Origin of the sequence: Bacillus sp. B25(2016b) (assembly GCF_001679765.1) — a bacterium.
GTDB lineage: Bacteria > Bacillota > Bacilli > Bacillales > Bacillaceae_G > Bacillus_A > Bacillus_A thuringiensis_K.
In genome coordinates, this window is the sequence record NZ_CP016285.1 from 2,466,241 (window position 1) to 2,492,713 (window position 26,473).

Sequence of the window (26,473 nt, forward strand, 5' to 3'; positions counted from 1 at the left end):
ACATCTTGATCTTCATGACTTCCGAAATAAATAGTAATTTTCATATGTATCGCTCCTTTATTCTAGGAATACCTAAAATAATTACTAGTAATGTTAATATTTATTATATACCACTTTTTTCATTCCGACAACGTTATATCATTTTTAATTATTTTAAACTATAGAGCACAATTTAAAGAGGTACTTTTTATAGAAAAAGGTAAATTTCTAATATGTTATATTTAATATAGAAGAATTCGAGTATTACTTTTTATGAAAAGGAGAACTATTGATGAATTATAAACAACTACTAATAGATAACTTTGCATATAAAACTTCATATGTTGCGCAATTTGTGACCGGAATGAGTATAAAAGAAACGAAAGATTATATTGCTGTTGATTGCGGATTACCTGCCGATACATTTAATATCATCACTCTACTAAACAATAATTTAACGGTAGGGATAGAGAAATTATATAAGGAGGTAGACTACTATAATCAAAAGAAATTTCCAATGAGTGTTTGGTTATGGGATGAGGAGCAAGAGCGGGATATAAAAAGCGAGTTAATTAAAATCGGTTTAAAAGAAGCGGAGCAAAATATCGCGATGGTAGCAGATTTAAAAACAATTTCTCCAACAATAAACATGCCAGTAAGTTTTACAATTCAACAAGCATCATCACCTGGACTAATAAAAAAATTTGGAAAAACGTTAGCTAATCTATTTGGCACATCAGAGGAAGGTATACATGTACAAGCATTCTATAATCAAATTTCTACTCTTGATTTATGGAACAGTGAGAATATGAAACTATTTTTAGGATTTTATGAAGGCGAAGTCGTAACTGTTGGTTCATTGATATGTTCAAAAGATAGTATTGGTATTTATGACATAGCAACGAAAGAAGAAATGAGAGGACGAGGATTCGGATCTATTATGTTCAATTTCCTTCTGCAAGAAGCACAAAAATTTAAAAATACGTATTGTGTATTACAAGCTTCACCCGATGGAATCAATATTTATAAAAAATCGGGATTTCAAGCTATCGGCAAAATGACTGTATTTGAAAATCGACATTTAATTAAGTAAATCATTCAAGTTAAATCGTCTTTATATAGGAGCTTATAAATCGTTATGAAAAAGATATATCTCGTTACAATAATTTGTGCCTTTATAGTAATAAGTATCTTTGTTTTTCAGAAAACAAATGAATATAAGTATAATAAGGCTATTAACCAATCAAATTATATAAAAAATATCGCACATAGAGGCGCTTCTGCGTATGCACCTGAACATACAATAGCAGCATATCAATTAGGACAACAAATGAATGGAGATTATATAGAAATTGATCTCCAAATGACAAAAGATGGACATTTAGTGGCTATGCATAATGAAACATTAAACCGTACAACGAATGGTACTGGGCTGGTGAAAGAGCATACATTAGAAGAAATAAAGCAACTAAATGCTGGCTCTTTTTTCAATGGAAAATATCCGAACTTAGCAAAGAAAGAATTTGAAAATGTTAAAGTCCCAACATTAACAGAAATTCTTGAAACGTTTGGGCATAACGCGAACTATTATATCGAAACAAAATCACCTGATGAATATCCAGGAATGGAAGGAAAATTATTAGAAATTATTAATCACTACGAAATACATGATAAAGTTATTATTCAATCGTTTAGTGAAGAAAGTCTACAAAAGATTCATAGCTTAAATAGTAATATATCCATAGTACAATTATTACCTTATAAAAAAGTAGTTCAATTAACAAAATTAGAGATAGAAAAGTATAAAATGTACTGCATAGGTCTTGGTATGAATTACAAATATATTGATTCAGATTATGTAAAGAAAATAAAGAAAAGCGGATTAGAAGTTCATCCATTTACAGTAGATAATGAAAATGATATGAAAAAGTTGCTTGCATGGGGAGTCGATGGAATGTTTACTAATTATCCAGATCATTTACATTCAATATTGGATTTGAAAAATCATGAATAAGTAGTGTTATTCATAAAGGGAAAATTTACACAACCTGTATACTAGGATTATCAATGCAAGAAGGCAGGTAGCATATAAAAAGAAAATACCAAAAACCGCAACTGGAAGACTTAGGTTGTGGTTTTTTTATTGCTTCCATTTCAGTTTACAAAGTTTGAAGCTAGAAGTGAAAACCTTTTTAGATGAATTGGCTTCTTATGTATTTGTACAACCCATGAGATGAATTTTGCATAGGATAATAGAAAAGGAGATGTTGCATATTGAAATACCACAATAGAAATGTAAGTAATCTGAATAAATTAGCGGATAATACGAAAGCTGCAGCTTTTAAGTGGTATCAGTACTGCATTAACAATGGTATTGAAGTGTTAATTTATGAAACAATCCGTACGGTCGAGCAACAACGTGAATATGTTCGTAAAGGAGCATCACAAACGATGCGCTCATATCACTTAGTAGGACAGGCATTAGATTTTGTTCCAATTCAGTCGAATGGTACAGAAGATTGGAATGGCTATAATAAAGAACCGTGGGCATCAGCAATTCGTTATGCTAAACAAATTGGCTTTGAATGGGGCGGTGACTGGAAAGGATTCGTGGATAGCCCGCATTTGCAATATAACTACAAAGGATATGGAACGGATACTTTTGGGAAAGGTGCTCAAAACGTAGTGACTTCTCCTCCATCGAATGATAGTGTAGGGGTTGCGTATATTAACGGTAGTAATGTAAATTTACGAAAAGGACCTGGTACTGGATACGGCGTTATTCGTCAATTAGGGAAAGGAGAGTCCTACAAAGTATTTGGAAAATCAAATGGCTGGTTAAATTTAGGTGGCGATCAGTGGATTTATAACGATCCATCATATATTCGTTATACGGGAGGGAATGTACCAACATCTTCACAATCATCAAACGATGGTGTAGGTGTAGTTACTATAATCGCTGATGTATTGCGTGTTCGTACCGGCCCAGGAACAAATTACGGCATTGTGAAAAACGTGTATCAAGGTGAAAAATATCAATCGTTTGGATATAAAGATGGTTGGTATAATGTTGGTGGAAATCAATGGGTTTCTGGTGAATATGTTACGTTTATAAAGTAAATATAAGAGCCGTCCTGTTGGGCGGCATTTTATTTTAAATATTCATAGGGCGAGCACTCATAATATCATTCGTGATACATAGAGTATAATTTTTCATTCTAATAATCAGAAAGTAATCAAAATGTAATTAATTTCAACTACGCTTTTTATATTTTTTTGATACACTGGCTACGAGGGGAATACCAATTAAGGTGGGTAAAAACCAAAACCATATTGGCGGAAGTAAATTTATAATAGGAATATGGATGCCGACATTTACTAAAAGTGCGGTGACTGCACCTATATAAGAACCTAACATACCTCTGATGTGGTGATGGAGCCAATTTTTCCAACGTTTTTTTCGTGCAAGGTATCCATAAATCGCAAATGAATAAGAGAAGATTGCTACATAAAATAAATATGCGACTTTATCCCAGTTGATAATGGATAATATTATTGCCGTAAGGGTAATGACAACATAGGATGCATGATATATTTCGCCCCATTCGGTATGTTTTCCTTTCTTCTTTTGGGCAACCATCGCTACAATACCAGTGATTAAGCATATTGTTCCAAATAGGATGTGTATGGTTAAAAGAATGTTAAAAATGCTCATAATAATTCCTCCTTTTTTATTTTTATAGTATTGCAGTATAGGAGAAAAGTTGAAAAATATAGTTAGTTCGGCTTAATATATTGAAATAAAGGTACTCCTAGAACAAAATCCAATGATTGAAATGTTTTCTTAAATTTAGTGAGATGATTATTACGTTAAGTGAAGGAGAGACTTCTATGTTTACATCTATTACATATTTACAATCGGGCAATGACAAGCAACAAAAAATATATGATGTTTTGAATAACCTAAACATCATGGAGGATTTAGCTTTATATAATCCAGTTCTTTGTGGGACAATCCCGATAAGAATTGATACTCCTCAATCTGACTTAGATATTGTAATGGAAGTATATAACTTTGATGTTTTTGAGCAGGAAATGAGATCTTTATATGGTTCTTATGGAGGGTTCAACATTAAAAAGAAAAAAATTAAAGGTACTGAATCGATAAAGGTGAATTTTGAATTCGAAGGTTTTGAATTTGAATTATTTGCTCAACCTAAGCCAGTGCGTAATCAAAATGCATATAGACATATGATAGTGGAGCACATGTTATTAATGCAGCATCCCCATATAAGGGAAGAAGTTATTCGCTTAAAGGAACAAGGTTTAAAAACAGAACCTGCATTTGCTCAAGTATTAAATATTGACGGAGATCCTTATGAAAAACTTATTTTATTAGGGCAGGAAATGAAATTGTGGTAAATAAGATACGTAAAAAAATCCTCCAAAAACAAAAGAGGATTTTTTTATGCCGTTAACTTTCGAATTAATTCACTGAGTAATTTAACCCCGTAAGTCATTTGTTCTGGAGAAGCATATCCATATGATAAACGAATGTACTGATCTGATTCTTCTTCATAAATACGTCCCGGGTTTAAAAGAATTCCTTTTGATAGTGCCTCTGAAAATAGTTTTTTCATCGGAATGTTATGCACAACCTTTAGCCATATAAAAAATCCACCACTAGGAATATCCCACGATGCAACATCTGCACAATACTTATTTAAAGCTCGTATCATTATTTGTCTTCGTTCTTTCAGGTGAATTCTTACGTTTGCTACATGGTCTTCATAAAAACCTTCATTTATCCATTCAGCAGCTACTCTTTGAGATAAAGAGCTGGATCCATAGTCTGTTTGCATTTTTATATCTGACAATCTATCAATAACAGGTTCTGGTCCGATTATCCATCCAATTCTAAGTCCTGGGGTAAGTGTTTTAGAGAGACTACCAATATATAATACATGTCCATGTTTATCCATTGACTTTAAAGGAGCTGGTGGTGATTTATCAAGCCATAACTCTCGGTAAATATCATCCTCGATGATAGGCAATTGCTCTTTTTCACATATTTTTAATATTTCTTTTCTTCGCTCTTTGGACATCAATATCCCCGTTGGATTTTGAAAACAAGGGATTGAATATAAAATATTATTTTTTTGACTATACTTAATTCGTTTTAATAAGTCGTTAGGTAAAATACCTTGATTATCCATTGATATACCGGATAAATTTATATTTGCTGATTGAAAAACATGAAGTGAATATAAGTAAGAAGGTTGTTCAAGTAAAACAGTTGATTTTCTATGTAAAAGACCAATTGATATTAATTGTAATGCTTGGAGTGCACCAGAGACTATTAATATAGAACCCGGTGATGCATGTATTCCAAATGATTTTACGTATTTGCTTATTGCTTCACGTAACGGATAAAAACCTTTTTGTTCTTCGTATCCGAAATAATCTAATTCCTCACTGACGTTTTTTATTATAGATTGCATAGTTTCAAGCGGGAAAAGATGAGGTGCAAGTTCACCTTTACTAAGATGAATAAGCGTTTTATTTGCTTCCGCTTCATTTATTTCTCGCACCATTAACTTACTTGGTTTATGAATACCGGCCTTTACATATTCACTCCAATCGGGCGGGGGATTAGTTGCTAATAATGACCATGTATTATTTGTTACAATTGTTCCTGCTCCGATTTGTCCTTGAATTAAACCATCTGCCATAAGTTCATCTAGCGCAGTTATTACAGTACTTCGATTTACATGAAATAATTTTGCTAACTGCCGCTGACTAGGGATTTTACTTCCAATTGGCCATTCTCCGTTTTCAATTTTTTCTTTTATATAGTCTATTATCTGCCAATATTTAGGCACTTTTTTATCGGTTGTCATATAAAAAACTCCCTCGTTTATTTAAAAGATTCAAAGTGGTTGGTTTTTCCGATAAATAACTGGTTGAAGACATTGTATCAACTATTAAATATGATGAAAAGAAATAATTGGTAATTTAAAAATGGTTGGTTTTTTAGGGAAGGAGAGAAAACATGCATAATAAAAAATGGGATTTACGCATTATATGTGCTCACGCTTTTACAATTCTTATATGGGGAACTGCTTTTCCAGCAATTCGTATGGGGCTTGAATCTTATACGCCTGAACACCTTACTTTACTACGTTTATTAATCGCCTCATTTATACTTTTGTTATTTTCATTTATATACAAACTACGACTACCGGATTTAAAGGATATCCCAGCATTTTTTATATTTGGTGCTTTAGGGTTTACTATTTATCACATCGCATTAAACTACGGCGAAAAAACAGTAAATGCTGGATCTGCAAGTTTAATTATTTCAGTCACTCCAATAGTGACGGCAATTCTTGCTTCTGTTTTTTTGAATGAAAAAATGAAATTAAATGGCTGGATCGGTGGTGTAATGAGTTTTGCAGGAATTGTCTTAATTTCACTTAGCCAAGGCGACGCTATTCAATTAAATAGCGGGGGATTATTTATATTATTAGCGGCGATTTCAGAAAGTCTATTTTTCGTTTTCCAAACATCTTACTTAAAAAAATATGGCTTCTTACCATTTACCATATATACAATTTTGTCTAGTACTGTATGTATGCTTATTTTCTTACCCGGAGTTTATCAAGAAATACTAGCAGCCCCTCTTGAAGTTAACTTGAGCGTTATATATTTAGGTGTCTTTCCAACAGTACTCCCGTATATTACATTGGCCTATATTATATCTCGTACTGGTGCTTCTGAAGCAACAAGTTCTCTATATTTAACGCCAATAACTGCGTGTTTCATTGCTTGGATATGGTTAGGAGAAGTGCCAACTTTAGTTTCAATAATTGGCGGAGGAATTACTATACTTGGAATTGTGATTGCTCATATACCAGTATTAAGAAAAGAAAAACATAGGAATTTAGCAAATAATCAATCCGTATAATGTAATTCAATAATGATTTTATGATACTTTTTTATATAGTTTCTTTCTTATGTTGATAAATATAATATTTTGTATTTCAGTTAAATATTGTATGTTACATTTTATGTAGTAAGCATTTTAAAAGGAGATGACAACATAATGAATGGAAAAAGAAAAATTTTCACATGTATTTCTATTATAGGAATCGGACTAGCTAGTTTTTCTAATTCTAGTTTCGCAGCAAATGTAACGGACAATTCAGTACAAAATTTTATTCCCATAGTTAATCAACAAGTAGCTGCTGCAAAGGAAATGAAACCATTTCCCCAGCAAGTTAATTATGCAGGCGTTATAAAACCGAATCATATTACACAAGAAAGCTTAAATGCTTCTGTAAGAAGCTACTACGATAATTGGAAAAAGAAATATTTGAAAAATGATTTATCTTCTTTACCTGGTGGTTATTATGTAAAAGGAGAGATTACAGGTGATGCGGATGGATTTAAGCCACTTGGAACTTCAGAAGGTCAAGGGTATGGGATGATAATTACAGTATTAATGGCTGGTTATGATTCGAATGCTCAAAAAATCTATGACGGTTTATTTAAAACAGCAAGAACTTTTAAAAGTTCTCAAAATCCTAATTTAATGGGATGGGTTGTCGCAGATAGTAAAAAAGCACAAGGTCATTTTGATTCTGCTACTGATGGGGATTTAGATATTGCGTATTCTCTTCTTCTTGCTCATAAGCAGTGGGGATCTAATGGAACAGTTAATTATTTGAAAGAAGCACAAGACATGATTACAAAAGGTATTAAAGCTAGTAATGTTACAAATAATAACCGACTAAATTTAGGAGATTGGGATTCTAAAAGTTCACTTGATACGAGACCATCTGATTGGATGATGTCACACCTTAGAGCATTTTATGAATTTACAGGTGATAAAACTTGGCTTACTGTTATTAATAATTTGTACGATGTTTATACGCAATTTAGTAATAAGTACTCTCCAAATACAGGACTTATTTCAGATTTCGTTGTAAAAAACCCACCACAACCCGCACCTAAAGACTTCTTAGATGAGTCAGAATATACAAATGCATATTATTACAATGCTAGTCGGGTACCATTGAGAATTGTAATGGACTATGCGATGTACGGCGAGAAAAGAAGTAAAGTCATTTCTGATAAAGTTTCTTCGTGGATTCAAAATAAAACGAATGGAAATCCTTCTAAAATTGTGGATGGTTATCAATTAAATGGATCTAATATTGGTAGTTATTCAACTGCTGTATTTGTTTCACCGTTTATTGCTGCAAGTATAACGAGTAGCAATAATCAAAAGTGGGTAAATAGTGGATGGGATTGGATGAAGAATAAGAGAGAAAGCTATTTTAGTGATAGTTACAATCTATTAACTATGCTTTTTATTACGGGAAATTGGTGGAAGCCTGTACCCGATGATAAAAAAACACAAAATCTAATAAATGATGAAATCTATGAAGGATACGATAAATAATCAAATTTGAGAATATTTACCTAAGAAAAGGAATTAGCATACGCTAGTTCCTTTTTATATCTTGTAAAACATTATCCATTTTAAACTTTGCATATGTATACTTGCTTTTTTCATATAAATAGCTATTGATGACTCAATTTTTTTATGAGGGGAGAGTATTTCTTGGAAAAAGTATTATTTTTCGGAGACCCAGGTATTGATGACTCATTTGCCATTATGTATGGTTTACTGCATCCCGAAATTGAAATTGTCGGTATTGTAACTGGATACGGAAATGTTGAGCATATACATGCTGCACATAATGCAGCGTATATTTTACAGTTAGCAAATAGACAAGGCATTCCTGTCATTAGTGGTACAACAAAACCACTTACAGAAGAAATTACTACGTACTACCCTGAAATTCACGGAGCAGAAGGATTAGGTACTATCCATGTTCCAGAAAGCGTATTATCTATTCCAATATACAATTTTGGCAGTATTGCTGCGATTCTTATAAAGTACGGAAAAGATTTAACGATTGTTGCTGTAGGAAGATTTACCTCGTTAGCAATTGCTTTTAATTTATGGAATGATTTAATGCTAAATGTAAAAGCAATATATTTCATGGGTGGTGTTTTTTTAGAAGTAGGAAACGTTACGCCGTTAGCAGAGGCAAATGTGTATGGAGATCCTATAGCAAGTAAAATTGTTTTCCATCAAGCAAAGAATTTATTAATATTCCCTTTAAATGTAACAAACAAAGCTGTGTTAACACCAAATGTATTTAGCTATATTCAAGCTAATACAAAGAATCCATTTCATATGATAATGAAACCAATGTATGATTACTATTTATCTGCATACCAAAAACTTAATCCATCTATCGAAGGACCTTTGCTACATGATGTGGTTGCAATAAGTGGATTAGTAAATCCAAGTTTTTTTGAATTTGTGCATCGTACAGTAAATGTAGATACATACGGAGATACGAAAGGACAAACATTTGCTGATTTCCGCCCTAGCTCTATATCTGAAGGGGCCCATATAGCATTAGAAATAGATGAACAAAAATTCATTCAAGATTTTATAAAAATCATGTTATAAGTTGTTGTCGAAAAAGGGAATTATTTCAATGCGTTGAATATAAAAATACATCCCTCTAGATAAAGGAGCTTACAATATTGAATGTCCAGTTAAAGGTTGTTACGAGAGAAAATTGGGAAGAAGCATTAAAGCTACAAGTTAAAGAAAATCAGTTGAAATTTGTTCCATCCGTAGCAGTTTCGCTTGCTAAAGTATATATAAAACCAGATGGTGACAATGTAGAGTACATACCATTCGCTATATACGATGGTGACCTTATGGTTGGTTTTGTAATACATGCAGTTGTAAGAGAGACATCGGATATGTATTGGATTAACGGATTTATTATTGATCAATCGCAGCAAGGTAATGGTTATGGAAAAGCAGCCTTACAAGAAAGTATTAATATAATAAAAAATACGTTTAAGGCGTGTAAAGAAATTAGATTAACCGTACATAAAGATAATATCTCTGCAAAGAAACTATATGAACGATACAGTTTCAAATCATTAGAACAGGAGTATGATGGCGAGCAAGTATATCGTTTATTCGTTTAACTATTAGGAAGTAAAGGCGTGAAATGAAATATGCAATTTACTGAAGTGAAAATTGAAGTGTTCATTCCTGAAGAATATATTGAAACATTAAGGGATGAATTAAATAAAATTGGAGCATGTAAAACGGGCGAATATGACCATTGTTTTTCCTATAGTTCAGTGAAAGGATATTGGAGACCTTTAGACGAGGCATCTCCTTTTAATGGAGAAATTGGTCAAATATGCGAAGGGCAAGAATGTAAAGTTGAAATAAAGTGTAAACGAGAACTTGTAAAAGATGCTCTTGAAGTTATTAATGATATTCATCCGTATGAAACACCTATGATTTATATTATACCAATACTAAATGACTATTTTGAGCAACTATACATTGAATAATTAGGAGGAATATCAATTGAAAAGTAAATTTCATCATATTGTACGAGCAGTCATGATAAAAGATGAAAAATTATTAGTTGCTGAATATATTGGCCATCATTATTTTTTACCTGGTGGCCATGTTGAGATTGGAGAATCAGCAGAGAATGCATTAATAAGAGAGTTAAGAGAAGAACTTGGAGTAAACTGTAGTATACAACAATTTTTAGGAGTCATAGAAAATCAATGGCAAGATAAAGAAGTGCTTCATCATGAAATTAACCACATTTTTGAAGTAGAGTCACAAGATTTACATACGGACTTACCACCGAAATCTAGCGAGTCTCATTTAGCATTTCACTGGATAGATTATAATAAAGAATCCTTAAATGATTATGAAATCATGCCAATGCCTTTAGTGAAGGAATTACTTGAAAGAAAGTTAAGTGATGAACTACTAAATTGTTGGATTAGTAATTTTTAAATCACTTTATTTATAGTAAATACGTCCATCGAATGAATATAAAGAAAATAGGCTCAAAAACAAGGTACATCACCTAGTGTAAGTTCATATTTTGTTGATGTACGTATTTAGTCTATAGCCTTGTTTCAATCTTGTTTACAAAAATATATAAACTTTAACGTTTGGGCGGAATTTAAATTTATAAATGGAGGGGTTCGTAATGAATCAATTTCAACATGAACTACAAACATTAAACCTTAATGATTATCAAACTGGTAATGTTGTGTATTGGGATCAACAACAAAGTCAATATCCATACTATTACATTCAAGACGATGCACGTCGTTGCGGAGGATGCGGAGGATGCGGAGGTTGTGGTGGACGCTGTGGCGGTTGTGGCGGCGGTAGATGTGGTGGCTGTGGTGGACGTTGCGTAGGTTGCGCTGGTTGTTTTGGTTGCTTTAATTGCTGGAACTGGTGGATTATTTAAATATATTACATCATTAATATTTTATATGAAAGAAAGGTGTAAACATTGTTTATACTTTTCTTTCATGCTGTAATTTTCGAACGTATTAAGGGGGATTTATTTGTATACATACGATAAGTTGATTTCTTGGGTAGAAAATATTAAAGAAAAAAATCATAGTTCTGCTACAGCACTTTGTATTATAAAAAATAATAAAATCGTACTAGAGCATTATAGTGGTTACCACTCAAATATCTCTACAAGTAAAAAAGTAACCGCGTCATCACAATTCAACGTTGCTTCTGCGAGAAAAAGTTATTTAGGTTTAATGGTAGCATACGCACTTTACGAGGGGAAAATAAACTCTATTGATGATGAAGCGACAAAGTATTTTAAAGACTTTGATTCTGCATTGCTTGGTAAAACAACGATAAGACATTTAGTAACACATTCGCACGGATTAGAAGAAACGAATGACGGGACAATTTTTCGTGAATTTGAACCGGGACAATCATGGGCATATAGAGATATTAATGTAAGAATGATGACACGTCTTATTTACCAGCTATATAACAAAAGTGTTCCTGAATTGTTAAAGGAGCGTGTGTTTAAACCTGCTAATTTTCAAGAAACAGGTTGGAGAGTTCAGCGAGATGAAAATTTAGTTGACGTTGTTAATAATCCAAATGAAGACGCAATTAGTGAAATTGGTACAGTAGATGACGGTACTGAAAAAAATCTGTTTGTCTCAGCTAGAGAATTTGCTTATTGGGGTAATCTTCATTTAAATCAAGGTGTGATAAACGGTAAACAAATTGTTCCAAAAGAAGTTATAAAAATCGCTACGAGTTTGCAGAGTCCAACATTTATAAACAAAGAGCTACCACAAAATGGGGTGTTTTGGTTCGTCCAAAATGAACCTGCACAATTAAGTGAGCTTGGTGAACGTATTCCAAAAGGGTCGTATCAAATATTAGGGATTACTGGACCGACTATTTTAGTAATACCTGAATATAATGTAGTTGTTGCAAAAATGTATAACAAAAGATATAACTACGGCGGTGATAATTACTTATATTATTTACGTGAATTTAGCAATTTAGTCACTGATACATTTAGTAGCGGTAATAGGGCATAATTAATCCTATAACAAAAAGGAGTGATTGAAAGTGAAAGATAAAGTGAGCAAAAATAAAAAACAAAATATAAAAGATGTAAATACAGAGCAAAATGCAATTTACAGCGATCCTAAAGATGCAGCAAATATGCAAACTGTACCGCAGCCGAAGGATTTTGATGAAATCGAATATTAATTTTTCATCCGACTATATGATGAATGAAAAATACGTCTTAAGTCCCATCACATATAATAAATTATTTGATAACATATATACATAAGCATTTGAAAATGTCTTATCTTAACAAAGCTTTCTTTAGAAACATTCGATATAACCTGCAAAAAGGCACTTCTTTATGAAGTGTCTTTTTGTGTATATGAACTTAATTACCATTTTCCGTACAGTATCTTACAATTTATGATGGATATACTAACTGTGAAAATTCATGTCAAGATAAAAGAAGGGGACAGTTAGTATGAAACAAACTTCTATAAATCCGTTACTAATTGTTTTAGGTACAATCATTGTTCAAATTGGCCTTGGAACAATTTATACATGGAGTTTATTTAATCAACCCCTTGTAAGTAAGTTTGGATGGAATCTTAATTCAGTAGCGATAACTTTCTCCATAACAAGTTTTTCTTTATCATTCTCAACTTTATTTGCAGCAAAATTGCAGAAAAAATTAGGACTTCGGAAACTTATTGCTACTGCAGGAATTGTTTTAGGACTCGGCTTAATACTTAGTTCACAAGTTTCTTCCTTACCACTATTATATTTATTAGCTGGTGTCGTTGTTGGTTATGCGGATGGAACGGCTTATATTACATCACTATCTAATTTAATTAAATGGTTTCCAAATCGGAAAGGGCTTATTTCAGGTATATCTGTATCAGCATATGGAATGGGCAGCTTAATCTTTAGGTATATAAACGGAAATCTTATCGATAACCTTGGTGTATCACAAGCATTCTTATATTGGGGTATTATCGTGTTACTTTTAGTATTAATCGGATCGTTCTTCTTACGAGAGGCAATTGTAAGAAATGCTGTAACTGAAACATTACACAATGACTATACTCCGCGTGAAATGATGCGAACGAAACAAGTATATCTCCTATTTTTTATGTTATTCACCTCGTGTATGGGTGGTTTGTATTTAATAAGTATGGTAAAAGATATCGGCGTACAACTCGTTGGACTTAGCGCAGCAACCGCTGCAAACGCCGTTGCTATGATTGCAATCTTTAATACAGTAGGTAGAATCATTCTTGGGACGTTATCAGATAAAATCGGCCGCATGAAAATTGTCTCTGCAACGTTTATTATTATAGGTTTGTCAGTCTTTACTTTAAGTTTTATTCCGCTAAATTACGGAATCTATTTTGCTTGTGTAGCAAGTGTCGCCTTTTGCTTCGGCGGTAATATAACTATATTCCCAGCTATTGTCGGAGATTTCTTTGGATTAAAAAACCATAGTACAAATTATGGGATTGTCTACCAAGGTTTCGGATTTGGTGCGCTTGCAGGATCATTTATTGGAGCGATACTCGGGGGATTTCAACCAACTTTCATTATATTCGGTGTTTTAAGTGTTATTTCCTTTATTATTTCAATATTAATTCGTCCACCAAATGCAGAAAAGAAAAAGGAACTAAAACATTTACATCGGAAAGTAGCTTAATACTAAAAAGAGTCCTAATATAGGTCTCTTTTTTTGTGTAGAGAGAATAGAGTTATTTAATTTAAAATGAAATGATTTGAGAAGCAATAAAGTTGTTTATTTCTTAATGAACTAAGTAGCAGATACGTAGAATATTCATATTGTTTTATAAAGGAACTAACATGTTGTTAAAAAACATTTAGAAAATTACAGTTAACCAACTTTGTGATGGAATGTGCACTTCATTCATAGACCATTATTTTCTTATAAGTTTACAATGAAAGTAGTTGGCTTATATTGATTACAACCATAATTTCTTCTGTTGTGGCATTCGCTACAACAAATATTGATGACATTTTTATACTGCTTGTTTTATTTTCACAAGTAAGAACAGAAGTAATTAGGAAAGAAGGTAGAGCTGTCCGCGAAAAAGTTATGAGAAAAAAACTTTATATTGTTATTGGACAATATTTTGGGTTTAGTATGATTGTTTTTCTAAGTATCGTTGGGTCTTTAAGCTCTTTTTTCATTCCTGTTTCGTGGATTGGGTTATTAGGATTCGTGCCAATTTATATGGGGGTTAAAGGACTGTTGTCACTTCGTTCTTATAAAAGTAATGAAGTTATCGATAACGTTACTGGTTCATTATTTAAAGTAGCTTCAATTACATTAGCTAATGGAGCTGACAATATTTCGATTTATATACCAATGTTTGCTAGTCAAACTCTTGAAACAAATATCGTTACATTAGTTATCTTTTTTTTCATGATAGCGATATGGTGTTTTATTAGCTACAAATTGCTAAAAGCTCCTATACTAGCTAAAGTACTTGAGAAAAACTGTTATATTATTGTTCCAATTGTTCTAATTGGTTTAGGAATGTTCATTCTTTTTCGCAGTGATACAATTGGACTATTCTCCTAAGGTGTTGAAATAACGGAAGTTTTCATAAAAAAGAATTGAACAATTTTAATATTTTTTTGAGCAATTACATTCATTGAGATTAATTGGATTCTACACAACGTATATAAGTCTTATTACAGATGAAATGTAGTAGGGCTTTTTTATTTTAGTGAAATGAAACAATTGTATTAGTCATCTACGACTATTATTTAGACAGGACATTAGAATTATGAAGTTGAATAGCTATCGTAAAAGGAGTGTGACACTTAAAATGAAAATAGTACAGCAGTGGGTACAAGAAGATAGTGATTACATAAGAGAGAAAGTGATTGAATACAATCAAAAATATCTTGCAGATGAAGAAAAAACCCCTTCAGAGAAGGTTAGTTTCATAGTAAGAAATGAAAAAGAAGAAATCGTAGGTGGGGTAACAGCAATAATTTTTTGGCACCATGTACACGTTGACTTTCTATGGGTTTCTGAAGAATATAGGCATGAAGGCTACGGAAGCAAGTTAATAAAACTTATTGAAGAATTTGCAATTGAAAAAGGGTGTAGGTTAATTAATTTAGATACTTTTAGTTTCCAAGCTCCTGATTTTTATAAGAAACATGGATATAAAGTAATTGGAGTAAGTGAAGATCATCCGAAAGGACATAATCATTATTATTTAGAAAAACGGTTAAAAAGTATATAGAATTTGTTAACGTTAGTATTTGAAATACAAATGCAATAAGGGCGAGGTTAATATTAATTTCAGTATTAATTGAATCAATTTTTATACTAAAACTGCAAGAACGTACTTTGGATAATCTTCCTAAGGTACGTTCTTTTTTTATATCAGTAGCCTATTCTTATTAACTCCAACAATAGTGGTAAAGGCAAGACTTAACTAACTTATATATATTAAAAGGAGTTAATGGTAGAATGAATAGAAGACAGAAAATTCCTTTTATTTAAAATAGAGGAGGTACATATGAAAAAAGTTAATGTTACATACGCGATTTTGTACGATAAAACTAATGAAAAGATCTTAATGGTAAAAAACAAAGGGGAAAATGGTTCTTATTATACATTACCAGGTGGCGCAGTTAAACTAGGAGAAACATTAGAAGAAGCAGTAATTCGAGAAGTAAAAGAAGAAACAGGGTTACATATAAATGTAAACGGGATTTGTTCTATCAGCGAAGCCTTTTTTGAGGAAAGAGATCATCATGCAATTTTCTTTAATTTTCTAGGCGAAATAATCGGCGGAGAGACATATATATCAAGGCCAAAAGAAATCGAAGAGATTACTTGGATGGAATTACATATAGCAGCTCCATATTTACGCATACCAGAACATTTACTAGATTTATTACAAAAGAAAGAAACAGTACCTTATTTTTTTAACGGAACAATCGTTCATCAATCTTCATAAAAATATTATCTTATGTAAGGCGGGGAAAACATGGAGTTTATCGTTAATCACAAACAATTCACTCAATCACTTTCAGAAGTCAACAAAGCAATATCAACAAAATCTTTAATTCCTATATTATCTGGTATAAAAATAACTGCAGATCAATCTGGAATTACTTTAATTGCAAGTAACTCGAATATTTTTATTAAAAAATTCATTCCTGTTTCAATTGAAGACGAAAAAATTGCAACTATTTTAAAGGCAGGAACTATTGTTGTACCTGCAAAGTATTTCATTGAAATAATAAAGAAAATGCCAAGTGATATAGCAATAAAAAGTAAGAATGAGCAAATTATTAAGATACAATCAGAAGAAATCACATTAAGTTTAAATGGATTTCCTGCAGATGAGTTTCCGAATGTACCGCTTATAGATAATCATGCAGAAATCAAAGTAGAGACAGAGCAATTGATTGAAGTATTTAAACAAACAGTCTTTGCAGTAGCAAAAAATGAATCTAGACCTGTTCTTACTGGGGTGCATATAGAGTTATCTAATAATAAGTTCATTTGTGCTGCAACTGACTCACATAGACTAGCTATACGCGAAACATTGCTTTCCTCAGATGTAAAAGCAAATTGTATTGTACCAAGCGCAACCATTAGTGAACTTCTAAAATTAATGAACGGCAATTCGGAATTCGTATATATCTACCTTTCAGAGAGTCATATTATATTTACGCTCGGAACAACTACATTATATTCAAGACTAATTGAAGGGAAATATCCTAATATTTCTAACCTTATTCCAAATGACTTTAAAACGATTATTAACATAGATAGAAAAAAGATATTACAAGGTGTAGATCGATCAAGTTTATTAGCAAGTGAATGGGCCAATAACAATGTTAACTTAGAAATCATAAACGAATCTACAATTAAAATTTCTTCAAACGCTTCTCAAATTGGGCAAATATCCGAAACGCAACAGATAGATGCGATTCAAGGTGAAAAACAATTAAATATATCTTTCGATGGGCGTTTTATGGTTGATGCTTTAAGGGCAATAAAAGAAGAAACGATTACTTTAAGCTTTGGCGGTTCTATGAGACCGATATTGATTGAAGCAGGAGAGCAATCTGCAGCAGTACATCTTATATCACCAGTAAGAGCTTATTAGGGATAGAGGAAGTGATTACATTATGTACAAGCAGACTTTTGTTTTATGAAATCATAAATTAATACATTATAAGAATGATGTATTAGTATAGCAAACAGTTTACTAAATCCTACATAATATAATTCAATCATAGACAAAGCAGCAATGGTAATCTGAAATACAAAGCAAAATAATAATAACCTAAATATAAAAGCCATAGATTAATCGATATGGGGTGAGTACGATGAAGAAAATAATTGTTTTACTCATTGGTATAGTTTTAATTATTTTTGCTTTTTATCAATACAACAAAAAAGACTATGCAGCTAAAAGTACTAACTTGTATGTAGAAAACTTTAAAGGGGAAAATGATTCAATAAAAATACAATCTGCTATTAATAAAGCAGAGTCTAGTAAAATTAAAACTGTATTGCTTGATGATAAAAAGTATAAAATCACGTCACCAATCATTGTTAAAAAAGGTGTGAAATTATTATTTGGTTATGGATCCCAATTTGTAGTTGAGGGAAACTTTAGAGTTTTAGAACTAGAGAAAAACGCATCCATTGAAGGAGCGTATATAGCTATTGACGATCCTAAATTTAACTCTGAAGTTATTTATTTAGACGGTAAAAATAAATATTATAACACTTGGAACAAAACACAAATAAAAGATATAAATATTATCAATTGGACGGAAACGAATAAAGGTACCGGAATTTCTTTATACTCTGCTGGAAAAGAAAATGAAATTTCGTTTGTTAACTTCGAAAATATTAAAGTTGTAGGAATGGAAACTGGACTGAAATTAGTAGCGAAAAAACCGAGCACCGGACAAGCTTGGATAAATGCCAATCGTTTTATGAACTTTTCTTTAGAAGACTGTGTAAATATGATTTATATGGATAGTCAAGTAACTACGCCAAATGAAATTAGTGGGAATCAATTTACAAACCTTCAAATACAGCCTTCAAATAAAACAAAAAGCGTTATACAGGTAAGTGGTCAACATAATGAATTTCATGGGATGGTGTGGGATTTAAATAAAATAAAACATGAAAACGAACTCATTGAACTGACTGATAAGAGTATGAATACAGTGGTTGAAATGTCCAGTGTACCAGCAAATAGAGTATTAGATAGTGGGAGATCCAATATAGTAAAATAAGTTTAAATACAGAAAAAAGAGCGAATTCTTTATAAGAGGATTCGCTCTTTTTATGTTTTAAAATTAAATTTCCTTCCACCAAGCTGATAAAGGATAGTCTGTAGATTTTAACGTAATAGATTCGCCAATTTGTGGTGTTGTAATTTTCACTCCTAAACGGTTGGCTTCTTGTGTAACACGTTCTATCGGGTCACTCCATTCGTGTAATGCTAACGTAAAAGCACCCCAATGAATCGGAAGAAGTAATTCTCCTTTAACATCAATATGGGCTTGTACCGTTTCTTCAGGCAACATATGAATAGCAGACCACCTCGGATCATATTGTCCGCATTCCATTAATGTAAGATCGAATGGACCGTATTTATCACCAATTTCCTTAAAGTGAGGGGCATAACCGCTATCACCACTAAAGAAAATTTTAGTCTTTTGACCAAGAATAAGCCATGAACACCATAATGAACAATCTCTATCTGTCATACCACGTCCAGAGAAATGCCTTGCAGGCGCACATACTAACTTAATATTATCAAACGTAATTTCGTCCCACCAATTATGCTCACTAATTTTACTAGGTGAAACACCCCATTTAATAAGATATTGTGCAACTCCAGTTGGAACATAAAAGTGCTTTGCGCGATCTTTTAACTGCATAATACTTTTGTAATTCAAATGATCATAGTGATTATGAGAAATGATAATCGCATCAATTTCTTGAAGGTCATCACGTTCTAAAGAAAAAGCACCACTATAGCGTTTACTATTAAACAAAGGAAATGGGGAAGAGGCATCTCCAAACATAGGGTCTAATAATAGTTTTTTATCTTCTATTTTCAAAAGAGAAGCAGAATGGCCAAACCATGTAACACTCTCAAACGATTCATTATCTTTATTTGATAAAACGATAGGCAATTCCTTTATAGGACGCAGCTTTGATTTCATTTTAAAGTAATCCGTCATTAAACTTATAATATCTTTCGGTTTAAAACTCATATCAGTATGAATTTGATTTGTATATTTCTTATTCATCAGTTCTCCTTTTTACGATTAACAATTTACGTATGTGGTTATTGTAGCTATTTGTAGTTTAAACTATATCATTTTACCTTTCATCATAAATTCGTCAAATTCATTATTCGTATCTATAAAGTACAAATCGCAAAGTGGCAGCTAAAACAAATATTAAGTACATGTTGTAAATTGTTTTTATTTAGTAAATTCCTTCTTATACGCAACAAAGAACATACGTTTCGTTGTGTGTTATAGAAGAAAATATGTCTCTAATAAAAGAAAGGAAGGAGAGGATGTAAGTGCACATAGAGCGAAAAAAGAAATCAAAATGTAAACTATCAAAAGCTGAAATCATTCATATGTATGCAGATGGGGAAAGTACTTCAGAAATCGCGATGCTTGCTAATGTTTCTGCAAGGTATATTCGTATGGTTCTAACAGACAACAACGTTCCAAGGCGCGCTATAGGGAGCTGGAAGAGAAAGTATGACATAAAAGAAGATTATTTTAAAACTTGGTCAAATAATATGGCTTATATTTTAGGATTTATAGCAGCAGATGGTGTTATACAGAAAGAAAATCAATACAACTATTTTCAAATTGGATTTATAAAGACAAAGATATTTATTTGCATAGAAAATATGAAGTGTTTCAGAAAGAAAGTCTGAGTTTAGATCAATTACAAGATTGAAAATTAAAACAAACTCAAACTGCCGTTAAACAAAGAAAAAAAAATTTCCTTGAAGAATATATGAAAAATAAATGTAATGCTACAACTTGTTCAAATTTAGAAATAAGCGAATCGGCTTTCAAACGTTGGCTAAAAAATGATAATTAATTTAAAAGAGATTATGAAAAGATTAAGTTAATTAAAGATAACTTATTAATTGAAATTGAAGCAATTGCTGTAGCAAACTAATTTTAAGAACTTATTCGTAATCATATCAATGCAATTCGTTTAATGCGTTCAGTTAAAACGAATTGCATTTTTTATTGTCTTAAATATAATTTATATCTGGAGACATTATCATCAACAACTCATAAAACAACAACAAATAAGCACACAATCGATTACACAGAATGAATCCGATGAAAAGGGAAGCGTAACAATCTTCACTAACATATAATAAGTTTATTACTTTTATCCAGTTAACATAATATATATTATAGGAAGTTATAGAAACAAATCGATTACAGGTATCAAAAAACAAGTAAACTATACTTAATGAGACGGAACAGAGATTTTTAGTGAGATTCACATGAAATCTTATCTAAACAAATTTCTTCAGTTTTTATCGTTTTTATTTGTTATAAATTCATCACAGCAAATCTTAATCAATAATCGCTTGAGATTTAACGAATCCAAATCATTTTTGATCGGCAAGAAATTTTTATACAGAAAAATTTTTTCTATACAAAATATAAATTAGTGATTTTATTTTATGTTTTACTTAATGAATTGATTGCTATTTGCACACGTTTTACAACTTTACATTATTTGTTGTTATTTCTGTTATTTAGGCTTGACTTTCATTACACTCATTGTTTTTTATTCTAGTTAACATAACGTTTATTTTTAATATAAAAAAATCTTCCCTTACCTTCAGGAAGATTTTTTGTTTGCTATTATTTTATTTATATCTTCTAGTAACAATCCCAATTGTAAATGACATTGGAAAAATCTAGATTTAACAGCTCTTCCTTACGTATAAAGAAATTAGCAACACCCGAATCTCCCCACATAATATTTAATGAATCGTCTGTATCGATTTGCAGCAATAATATGTCATGCTGTTGGTATTTTTCTTCCCATTCTCTCGGATCTGTCTGTGTGAAAAATGGATATCCGCCAATTTTATGTCCTTGATCTTTACATAAATCATCATACAGTTCGCCTAATTCTATATTATTTTCTTCATCAACAATTTCTTCCCAATCAATGTTATCACTAAAAATCATTTCAAATCGATAATCTCTTGATGTTACTGGTTGATATGCCAACTCAAACTTTAGTTTTGCTGCTTCGGGTATGATAAAATTCTCTAAATCTAAAGTGTTTAAATAACTAAAATCAGTAATCACCTTAGTTAAATCCGCTGTGATTGTAGAATGATAAACAATTCGAAAGTCTTTTTGGCTTGTGGGATGATCAAAATCTGCTCCAAAAAGATCTTCTTCAGCACTTATGAAAAACTGTAACATTCCATGTTGAGGCATATGTTCAATGTTTGGTATTTCTTCAAGGTTTAACTGCGCAAGTAGCATCATAGGTTGTCCGTTTGAGTCTTTAGGATGCTCTTGATCTATAGGTAAATACGGATAACCACCAAACTTACTTTCAAAAAGGGTTGTCTCTGCTAATGTTCCAGACACTTTAACATACGGTTTCACACTTTCTTCTAAAATACTACGATACTGTTCTAGTTCTTTCGGAATTTGAAGTTGATACGTATTCTTCACTACATTTGCCTCCCTTTAGTAATGAATTGAAAATGCCTAACTTAATTATATAGCAAGCGATAGCTTAATTGAAAATCGTTAAAAATCCATTTTCACCCTCATTTTTTGCGCGCTTGGCGGACAAAGTAAATTATGCTCTAAAACCTTTTTATTGATAGTTCGAATTAATTCCGCTGCTTCTGCCGTATTTGTATTTTCTTTTAGCTTTTCTTTTAAATCATCAATTTCCTTTGAAAGCTCAATCCACCTAGGTAATACATGATTATTTTTCAAAGTTCTATACAGTTGCTTTTCAGGATTGTACGAAAGATCTTTATCTAGATTTAGAGGTTTCTCCTTACCAGGTAAATTATCAAAAGACCCTTTCTTTTTTGCTTCTTTTACGATAGAACTAATATGGTCCTCATACGTAAATGTCCAAACTTTCTCATCTTTTACTAAAATCTCTTGCTTTTTTAGTTTTTTATCTAGTTCTTCTTGATTCATAGAATCTCTCCTCTTTACATTTTATAGTAGCGTTTTTGTACGTTTCAATGCTTTCAATCCATCAAATAACTTTTCTCGCCACCAAATACCGTCATATCCGCCTTGAAACTCTTCATAAGTACTGGATACTCTTTTTCTTTTAAAGCTTTATACAGGCGTCTATTAGCCGTTAAAAGAGGTTTGTTTTCGAGTTCTCCTGCTGCAATATAAAAATGAGGTTGAGTCGCATTTAAATCTATAGATGAAATTTGATTTTCATAACCATCCTTTTTCCAATGCACGGATCCAGACATTGACAACACGTTTCCGAAAACATGTGGATTTTAAAGCGCTGCATAAAAAGCTGCTAGGCCACCAAGACTGAAACCAGCAATTGTTGTATGATTCCTTTCTTGATAAACGTGATACTTAGATTGAATCCACGGAAGTAATTCCTTTGTTAAAAATGTATTCATTTTATCGTTATAAGTTAGCTCTTCTAATCGATCAACAGGATCTATAGCAACAGCAATGCAAGATGGGATTTCTTTTTCGTAAATTAAATAATTAAGTGTTTTTTCAATTGAAAGGCTCTGGATGAATGAATTCCCATCAAATACAATGAGAAGTTCTTGAAGATGTGAAGTGTGAGAATAATCATGAGGCGTATAAATATGAATTTTGCGTGTGTTATTTAAAATCGAACTATAAAAAGAATATGTTTCAATCTTTCCGGATGGATAATCCTTTGAAGGAAAACGACTGCTATATTGCACCTCCATTCCTATGTTTAACACAGACGCTTTATTGGTACCTTCTCCAAATGTATTTCGATTAAATTGGTCTATTTCGTACTGTTCACTACGCTTTATCCAATCATTTTCGAAAACATCGTTTACTGAAAAATAGTACGTTGAAATAAAACTCTTATCCGTCCTAAACGTTACATACCAAATATCTGTCTGTAACAATCGTTGTAATTGATTTACAGACAAATCCCAACCAGGAAAACTACCGAATACATAAACGTTTTCAGTGTTTTGATCCCCTAACCATATATACGTTATAAGCTTATACTGATTATCTGCAGGGCATTGTTCTATTAGTGGCGTGTGATTTGACTTTATTTCATGCAAAAAAGTATAAAGAGCTTTTTCGTTTCCATTCTTTAATTGATTTTTAAGCTTCTCTAACTTAGGACTGATTATTGTAGTCACCTCTCTTCCTCCTTTGTAGTATTCTATATGTAGTTTTTTTCATTAGAATCCCTATATAAAAGTAGTCGTAAGTTATTTGTTTAGCGAAGTTATTTATTAGAAAAATAATCAATTGCCTGAATAGAAAGTTCCAACGATTTTATTCTTCTTTCTAAAAGCGTTCTTTGAGGACTACCAAGCTTTGACTTAACGTAAATCTTTTCAATTGATGGAAGCAAACCAATCAGAACATTACGAGCTTCTGCTAAATCTTCCTGAGTATAATTATGAGTTTCTTGCTTCCAAACACTTTCTAACATAGCTAAGCCGATACTAGCTGCTTTGAGTCTTTTTTTCACTAAAGTAGTATTTGATCCTTTTTGAGTCATCTGTGATAAGGCATTTTCAAGTTTACTAATTGTTGACTGTAAAGATTTTATTGATTCTACTTTATCTATATTTGATACGTTTTTCATGTTAATGTTATCCCTTCTACGTTGCTAACTTGTTTTGTTTAATGTTCAATGAAATCCTTAAAAGCTTGATTTCACTCGAAATATTTTAACATAAATAACTAACTGTATTCGAGTTGGACAATAACTTAAAGCAAAACAGCTATTCCTCTCTCCTCCCCTGCATCATTCTATTATGTGTACTTCTTTCTTCTCGTTAGAATTCCTATATAAACTAGTTGTTAATATTGAATGTTTTATGAACAAAAAAACGTACAAGTAATGTAACCTGTACGTTTTCGCTTTTATTCAGTAAGGTAATAAAGTAATAGCTTCCTGGTCTTCTCATAACTTATGAAATCTCTATACAAAATGGGATAATTCACAATTTCTGTTTCTAGAAAACGATATTGCGGAAACCACTCAAAAAACGATTTTCTTAACCACTTTATTTGTTGAAACGTAATGTTCTGTTCGTTTCCATTTAGTATAGAATTTAAAGTAGCTGCTGTATGCATCCAATAATGATTAAAATCAGCGTTTATACAATCATCTTCGGTAAATTTACTTTTTAGGTCTCGTTGCAATTTTGCTGTAGCACGATAAGAAAACGGTTTATTCAGTGGACTATGCATTTTCTGCAATTCTTTAAAAATAATTCGTTTTCCCAACTTCAACTTTCTCCTCCTTTATTTCTCTATCCAATTTAATAAGTTTTCATAATGGTATTTAGCATCTGTATAGCCAAGATTATATAAATTAATGAGTTTTTCTTTATTTCTTTCTATTCCGCTTATTGGAAGTTGTACGCTAGGCTGAATGATATAAAAGTTATCTTTTTGTCCTATTTGATTCATATAAGATATTGTCTCATTATAAAAACGATAATGGTCTACTAAATTCTCTGCGATTTTTGGATATTTTCTATATAGAATTTTAACTAGTCCAGAAAATTTATTTCGCTGCTTCTCATATCCTTCTGGCTTTGTCATAATTACAACGTTCTTTTCATAACCATCAGTTTGAGCTTTTAAAACCGGTATAGGATCTATAATTCCTCCATCTAGCAATTTTCGATTATCATACTCTACAGCAGGCGCTATAAACGGCACTGAGCTGGATGCACGGATGATTTTTAAAATTTCATTTCCATGTTCTTTTTTATTATAATAAACAGCTTGTCCTGATTCGCAATCAGTCGTCCCTATAACAAATTGTTCATTACAGTTTAAGAAAGTTTGAAAATCAAATGGAACAATTTTATTAGGTACTTCATCAAATAAAAAGTCCATCCCAAATAATTCACGTTTTCGAATTAAGTTTCGGTAAGATATATACCTGTAATCTGATACTAGCTCTGTATTTACTTTCTTATTTCTCCCTTTTTGACGCGCCAAATAAGTTGCTCCCATACAGGCGCCAGCTGATACGCCGACTACATACGGAAAGAATAAGTTCTTTTCCATGAAATATTCGAGTACACCTGCAGTATATAAACCTTTCATTCCTCCGCCCTCTAATACTAAACCGGTATTCTTCATGCTATATCCCTCTGCTTCTTTTTTCTTAATTCCATATTAGCATAAGATTTTAAGATGAGGTTATATAAACTAATTACAACAATAACCAGAAACTACTAAAGTAAAGTCATAATATCTTTGAGAGTAACATGTTACAATATAAGTAATTCATTCCACATATATTAAAGGAGGAATTTAATATGGGGTTATTTAGCGGTATTTTAGGAAATGCATCAAATACGAGTTCTGAAAGTGTAGAACGTGATTTAGAGAAGATTATGCTAGACGATGAAAAAGTAGAGCATGCTTATAAATTAATTCGTGATCTAATCGTATTTACAAATCGTCGTCTTATTTTAGTAGATAAACAAGGAGTAACTGGCAAAAAAACAGAATACCATTCTATTCCTTATAAAAGTATTACACAATATAGCATCGAAACGGCTGGGCATTTTGATTTAGATGCAGAACTTAAAATTTGGGTGTCTAGTATGGAGGATCCAATTACGAAAGAATTTAAAGGTGACGATAGTATTTTAAGCATTCAAAAAGCGTTAGTAACCTTTACGACAAAGTAGTGGTTTTTGTATTTTTATTCATTTC

The 26,473-nt window shown here is 31.8% G+C and carries 28 protein-coding genes and 2 pseudogenes; 21 read left to right on the top strand and 9 right to left on the bottom strand.

What is annotated here, in order from left to right; genetic code table 11:
- The first annotated feature begins 271 nt into the window (after positions 1–271).
- The 3 genes from BAQ53_RS12510 to BAQ53_RS12520 all read left to right on the top strand — a co-directional run bounded on the left by BAQ53_RS12510 (position 272) and on the right by BAQ53_RS12520 (position 3,099).
- Complete coding sequence (locus BAQ53_RS12510) at positions 272–1,072, top strand: GNAT family N-acetyltransferase (protein WP_208906907.1); 801 nt, start codon at positions 272–274, stop codon at positions 1,070–1,072.
- 45 nt (positions 1,073–1,117) lie between these two features.
- Positions 1,118–1,993: a glycerophosphodiester phosphodiesterase gene (locus BAQ53_RS12515; protein WP_208906908.1), complete on the top strand. Its 876-nt coding sequence runs from the start codon at positions 1,118–1,120 to the stop codon at positions 1,991–1,993.
- 260 nt (positions 1,994–2,253) lie between these two features.
- Positions 2,254–3,099: an SH3 domain-containing protein gene (locus tag BAQ53_RS12520; protein ID WP_000873745.1), complete on the top strand. Its 846-nt coding sequence runs from the start codon at positions 2,254–2,256 to the stop codon at positions 3,097–3,099.
- Between the two features lie 133 nt (positions 3,100–3,232).
- Here BAQ53_RS12520 and BAQ53_RS12525 read toward each other — a convergent pair whose 3' ends face one another.
- Positions 3,233–3,694 carry a DUF2306 domain-containing protein gene (locus BAQ53_RS12525; protein WP_000021746.1) on the bottom strand — a complete coding sequence of 154 codons (462 nt, stop codon included), beginning with the start codon at positions 3,692–3,694 and terminating at the stop codon, positions 3,233–3,235.
- A gap of 176 nt (positions 3,695–3,870) precedes the next feature.
- On the opposite strand from BAQ53_RS12525, the gene BAQ53_RS12530 reads away from it, so the two are divergent.
- Entirely contained in the window at positions 3,871–4,401 is a 531-nt protein-coding gene (locus BAQ53_RS12530; RefSeq protein WP_000495166.1) for a DUF4269 domain-containing protein, read from the top strand.
- Positions 4,402–4,445: 44 nt separating this feature from the next.
- Here the strand turns inward: BAQ53_RS12530 and norG are convergent, their stop codons facing one another.
- Positions 4,446–5,879, bottom strand: a complete 1,434-nt coding sequence (norG, locus tag BAQ53_RS12535; RefSeq protein WP_000205604.1) for an efflux pump transcription regulator NorG — start codon at positions 5,877–5,879, stop codon at positions 4,446–4,448.
- A 152-nt stretch (positions 5,880–6,031) separates the two neighbouring features.
- On the opposite strand from norG, the gene BAQ53_RS12540 reads away from it, so the two are divergent.
- The 15 genes from BAQ53_RS12540 to BAQ53_RS12610 all read left to right on the top strand — a co-directional run bounded on the left by BAQ53_RS12540 (position 6,032) and on the right by BAQ53_RS12610 (position 18,769).
- Positions 6,032–6,946, top strand: a complete 915-nt coding sequence (locus tag BAQ53_RS12540) for a DMT family transporter (RefSeq protein ID WP_000551614.1) — start codon at positions 6,032–6,034, stop codon at positions 6,944–6,946.
- A gap of 138 nt (positions 6,947–7,084) precedes the next feature.
- Positions 7,085–8,446, top strand: coding sequence for a family 8 glycosyl hydrolase (locus BAQ53_RS12545; RefSeq protein ID WP_001013584.1), 1,362 nt, complete (start codon positions 7,085–7,087; stop codon positions 8,444–8,446).
- A gap of 162 nt (positions 8,447–8,608) precedes the next feature.
- Complete coding sequence (locus tag BAQ53_RS12550; RefSeq protein WP_000416794.1) at positions 8,609–9,532, top strand: nucleoside hydrolase; 924 nt, start codon at positions 8,609–8,611, stop codon at positions 9,530–9,532.
- A 77-nt stretch (positions 9,533–9,609) separates the two neighbouring features.
- A complete protein-coding gene (locus BAQ53_RS12555) occupies positions 9,610–10,068 on the top strand; it encodes a GNAT family N-acetyltransferase (RefSeq protein ID WP_089148784.1) in 459 nt (152 codons plus the stop codon).
- 30 nt (positions 10,069–10,098) lie between these two features.
- Complete coding sequence (gene cutA / locus BAQ53_RS12560; protein WP_208906909.1) at positions 10,099–10,446, top strand: divalent cation tolerance protein CutA; 348 nt, start codon at positions 10,099–10,101, stop codon at positions 10,444–10,446.
- 16 nt (positions 10,447–10,462) lie between these two features.
- On the top strand, positions 10,463–10,909 hold the full coding sequence (locus BAQ53_RS12565; protein WP_000836825.1) for an NUDIX domain-containing protein: 447 nt from the start codon (positions 10,463–10,465) through the stop codon (positions 10,907–10,909).
- A 199-nt stretch (positions 10,910–11,108) separates the two neighbouring features.
- Positions 11,109–11,378: a heterocycloanthracin/sonorensin family bacteriocin gene (locus BAQ53_RS12570; RefSeq protein WP_001071341.1), complete on the top strand. Its 270-nt coding sequence runs from the start codon at positions 11,109–11,111 to the stop codon at positions 11,376–11,378.
- A 100-nt stretch (positions 11,379–11,478) separates the two neighbouring features.
- Positions 11,479–12,495, top strand: coding sequence for a serine hydrolase domain-containing protein (locus tag BAQ53_RS12575; RefSeq protein ID WP_046945046.1), 1,017 nt, complete (start codon positions 11,479–11,481; stop codon positions 12,493–12,495).
- A gap of 31 nt (positions 12,496–12,526) precedes the next feature.
- Positions 12,527–12,670, top strand: a complete 144-nt coding sequence (locus BAQ53_RS12580) for a hypothetical protein (RefSeq protein WP_000653685.1) — start codon at positions 12,527–12,529, stop codon at positions 12,668–12,670.
- Positions 12,671–12,950: 280 nt separating this feature from the next.
- Positions 12,951–14,159, top strand: coding sequence for an L-lactate MFS transporter (locus BAQ53_RS12585; RefSeq protein WP_208906910.1), 1,209 nt, complete (start codon positions 12,951–12,953; stop codon positions 14,157–14,159).
- 276 nt (positions 14,160–14,435) lie between these two features.
- On the top strand, positions 14,436–15,062 hold the full coding sequence (locus BAQ53_RS12590) for a cadmium resistance transporter (RefSeq protein ID WP_000633412.1): 627 nt from the start codon (positions 14,436–14,438) through the stop codon (positions 15,060–15,062).
- Positions 15,063–15,312: 250 nt separating this feature from the next.
- On the top strand, positions 15,313–15,738 hold the full coding sequence (locus BAQ53_RS12595) for a GNAT family N-acetyltransferase (protein ID WP_000706900.1): 426 nt from the start codon (positions 15,313–15,315) through the stop codon (positions 15,736–15,738).
- A 279-nt stretch (positions 15,739–16,017) separates the two neighbouring features.
- Positions 16,018–16,461: an NUDIX hydrolase gene (locus BAQ53_RS12600; protein WP_000757606.1), complete on the top strand. Its 444-nt coding sequence runs from the start codon at positions 16,018–16,020 to the stop codon at positions 16,459–16,461.
- Between the two features lie 30 nt (positions 16,462–16,491).
- On the top strand, positions 16,492–17,622 hold the full coding sequence (gene dnaN / locus BAQ53_RS12605; protein WP_000394490.1) for a DNA polymerase III subunit beta: 1,131 nt from the start codon (positions 16,492–16,494) through the stop codon (positions 17,620–17,622).
- Positions 17,623–17,845: 223 nt separating this feature from the next.
- Positions 17,846–18,769 carry a hypothetical protein gene (locus BAQ53_RS12610; RefSeq protein ID WP_000721072.1) on the top strand — a complete coding sequence of 308 codons (924 nt, stop codon included), beginning with the start codon at positions 17,846–17,848 and terminating at the stop codon, positions 18,767–18,769.
- A gap of 63 nt (positions 18,770–18,832) precedes the next feature.
- Here the strand turns inward: BAQ53_RS12610 and BAQ53_RS12615 are convergent, their stop codons facing one another.
- Positions 18,833–19,795 carry an MBL fold metallo-hydrolase gene (locus BAQ53_RS12615; RefSeq protein ID WP_208906911.1) on the bottom strand — a complete coding sequence of 321 codons (963 nt, stop codon included), beginning with the start codon at positions 19,793–19,795 and terminating at the stop codon, positions 18,833–18,835.
- 281 nt (positions 19,796–20,076) lie between these two features.
- On the opposite strand from BAQ53_RS12615, the pseudogene BAQ53_RS12620 reads away from it, so the two are divergent.
- Positions 20,077–20,615: pseudogene (locus BAQ53_RS12620) on the top strand (hypothetical protein).
- A gap of 806 nt (positions 20,616–21,421) precedes the next feature.
- Here the strand turns inward: BAQ53_RS12620 and BAQ53_RS12625 are convergent.
- The 6 genes and pseudogenes from BAQ53_RS12625 to BAQ53_RS12650 form a co-directional block, all read right to left on the bottom strand.
- Positions 21,422–22,237 (bottom strand): YwqG family protein, encoded by an 816-nt coding sequence (locus tag BAQ53_RS12625; RefSeq protein WP_208906912.1) that lies wholly within the window; start codon positions 22,235–22,237, stop codon positions 21,422–21,424.
- Positions 22,238–22,315: 78 nt separating this feature from the next.
- The gene (locus BAQ53_RS12630; protein ID WP_001070929.1) at positions 22,316–22,723 is read right to left on the bottom strand and encodes a DnaJ family domain-containing protein; all 408 of its coding nucleotides are present in this window, start codon (positions 22,721–22,723) and stop codon (positions 22,316–22,318) included.
- Between the two features lie 21 nt (positions 22,724–22,744).
- Positions 22,745–23,919: pseudogene (locus tag BAQ53_RS12635) on the bottom strand (alpha/beta hydrolase-fold protein).
- A gap of 89 nt (positions 23,920–24,008) precedes the next feature.
- Entirely contained in the window at positions 24,009–24,374 is a 366-nt protein-coding gene (locus BAQ53_RS12640) for a hypothetical protein (RefSeq protein ID WP_000800306.1), read from the bottom strand.
- Positions 24,375–24,655: 281 nt separating this feature from the next.
- Complete coding sequence (locus BAQ53_RS12645) at positions 24,656–25,027, bottom strand: YxiJ-like family protein (RefSeq protein ID WP_000765938.1); 372 nt, start codon at positions 25,025–25,027, stop codon at positions 24,656–24,658.
- Between the two features lie 12 nt (positions 25,028–25,039).
- Complete coding sequence (locus BAQ53_RS12650) at positions 25,040–25,891, bottom strand: patatin-like phospholipase family protein (RefSeq protein WP_000799070.1); 852 nt, start codon at positions 25,889–25,891, stop codon at positions 25,040–25,042.
- Positions 25,892–26,070: 179 nt separating this feature from the next.
- Here BAQ53_RS12650 and BAQ53_RS12655 point away from each other — a divergent pair, with 179 nt between their 5' ends.
- Positions 26,071–26,448 carry a PH domain-containing protein gene (locus BAQ53_RS12655; protein ID WP_000522472.1) on the top strand — a complete coding sequence of 126 codons (378 nt, stop codon included), beginning with the start codon at positions 26,071–26,073 and terminating at the stop codon, positions 26,446–26,448.
- Positions 26,449–26,473: the final 25 nt, after the last annotated feature.

Bases quoted from the DNA above. Each gene is read 5' to 3' on its own strand.
- BAQ53_RS12510 (WP_208906907.1), top strand. From the start codon at position 272: ATGAATTATAAACAACTACTAATAGATAACTTTGCATATAAAACTTCA.
- BAQ53_RS12515 (WP_208906908.1), top strand. From the start codon at position 1,118: ATGAAAAAGATATATCTCGTTACAATAATTTGTGCCTTTATAGTAATA.
- BAQ53_RS12525 (WP_000021746.1), bottom strand. From the start codon at position 3,694: ATGAGCATTTTTAACATTCTTTTAACCATACACATCCTATTTGGAACA.
- BAQ53_RS12530 (WP_000495166.1), top strand. From the start codon at position 3,871: ATGTTTACATCTATTACATATTTACAATCGGGCAATGACAAGCAACAA.
- norG (WP_000205604.1), bottom strand. From the start codon at position 5,879: ATGACAACCGATAAAAAAGTGCCTAAATATTGGCAGATAATAGACTAT.
- BAQ53_RS12540 (WP_000551614.1), top strand. From the start codon at position 6,032: ATGCATAATAAAAAATGGGATTTACGCATTATATGTGCTCACGCTTTT.
- BAQ53_RS12545 (WP_001013584.1), top strand. From the start codon at position 7,085: ATGAATGGAAAAAGAAAAATTTTCACATGTATTTCTATTATAGGAATC.
- cutA (WP_208906909.1), top strand. From the start codon at position 10,099: ATGCAATTTACTGAAGTGAAAATTGAAGTGTTCATTCCTGAAGAATAT.
- BAQ53_RS12570 (WP_001071341.1), top strand. From the start codon at position 11,109: ATGAATCAATTTCAACATGAACTACAAACATTAAACCTTAATGATTAT.
- BAQ53_RS12585 (WP_208906910.1), top strand. From the start codon at position 12,951: ATGAAACAAACTTCTATAAATCCGTTACTAATTGTTTTAGGTACAATC.
- BAQ53_RS12595 (WP_000706900.1), top strand. From the start codon at position 15,313: ATGAAAATAGTACAGCAGTGGGTACAAGAAGATAGTGATTACATAAGA.
- BAQ53_RS12600 (WP_000757606.1), top strand. From the start codon at position 16,018: ATGAAAAAAGTTAATGTTACATACGCGATTTTGTACGATAAAACTAAT.
- dnaN (WP_000394490.1), top strand. From the start codon at position 16,492: ATGGAGTTTATCGTTAATCACAAACAATTCACTCAATCACTTTCAGAA.
- BAQ53_RS12610 (WP_000721072.1), top strand. From the start codon at position 17,846: ATGAAGAAAATAATTGTTTTACTCATTGGTATAGTTTTAATTATTTTT.
- BAQ53_RS12615 (WP_208906911.1), bottom strand. From the start codon at position 19,795: ATGAATAAGAAATATACAAATCAAATTCATACTGATATGAGTTTTAAA.
- BAQ53_RS12630 (WP_001070929.1), bottom strand. From the start codon at position 22,723: ATGAATCAAGAAGAACTAGATAAAAAACTAAAAAAGCAAGAGATTTTA.
- BAQ53_RS12640 (WP_000800306.1), bottom strand. From the start codon at position 24,374: ATGAAAAACGTATCAAATATAGATAAAGTAGAATCAATAAAATCTTTA.
- BAQ53_RS12650 (WP_000799070.1), bottom strand. From the start codon at position 25,891: ATGAAGAATACCGGTTTAGTATTAGAGGGCGGAGGAATGAAAGGTTTA.
- BAQ53_RS12655 (WP_000522472.1), top strand. From the start codon at position 26,071: ATGGGGTTATTTAGCGGTATTTTAGGAAATGCATCAAATACGAGTTCT.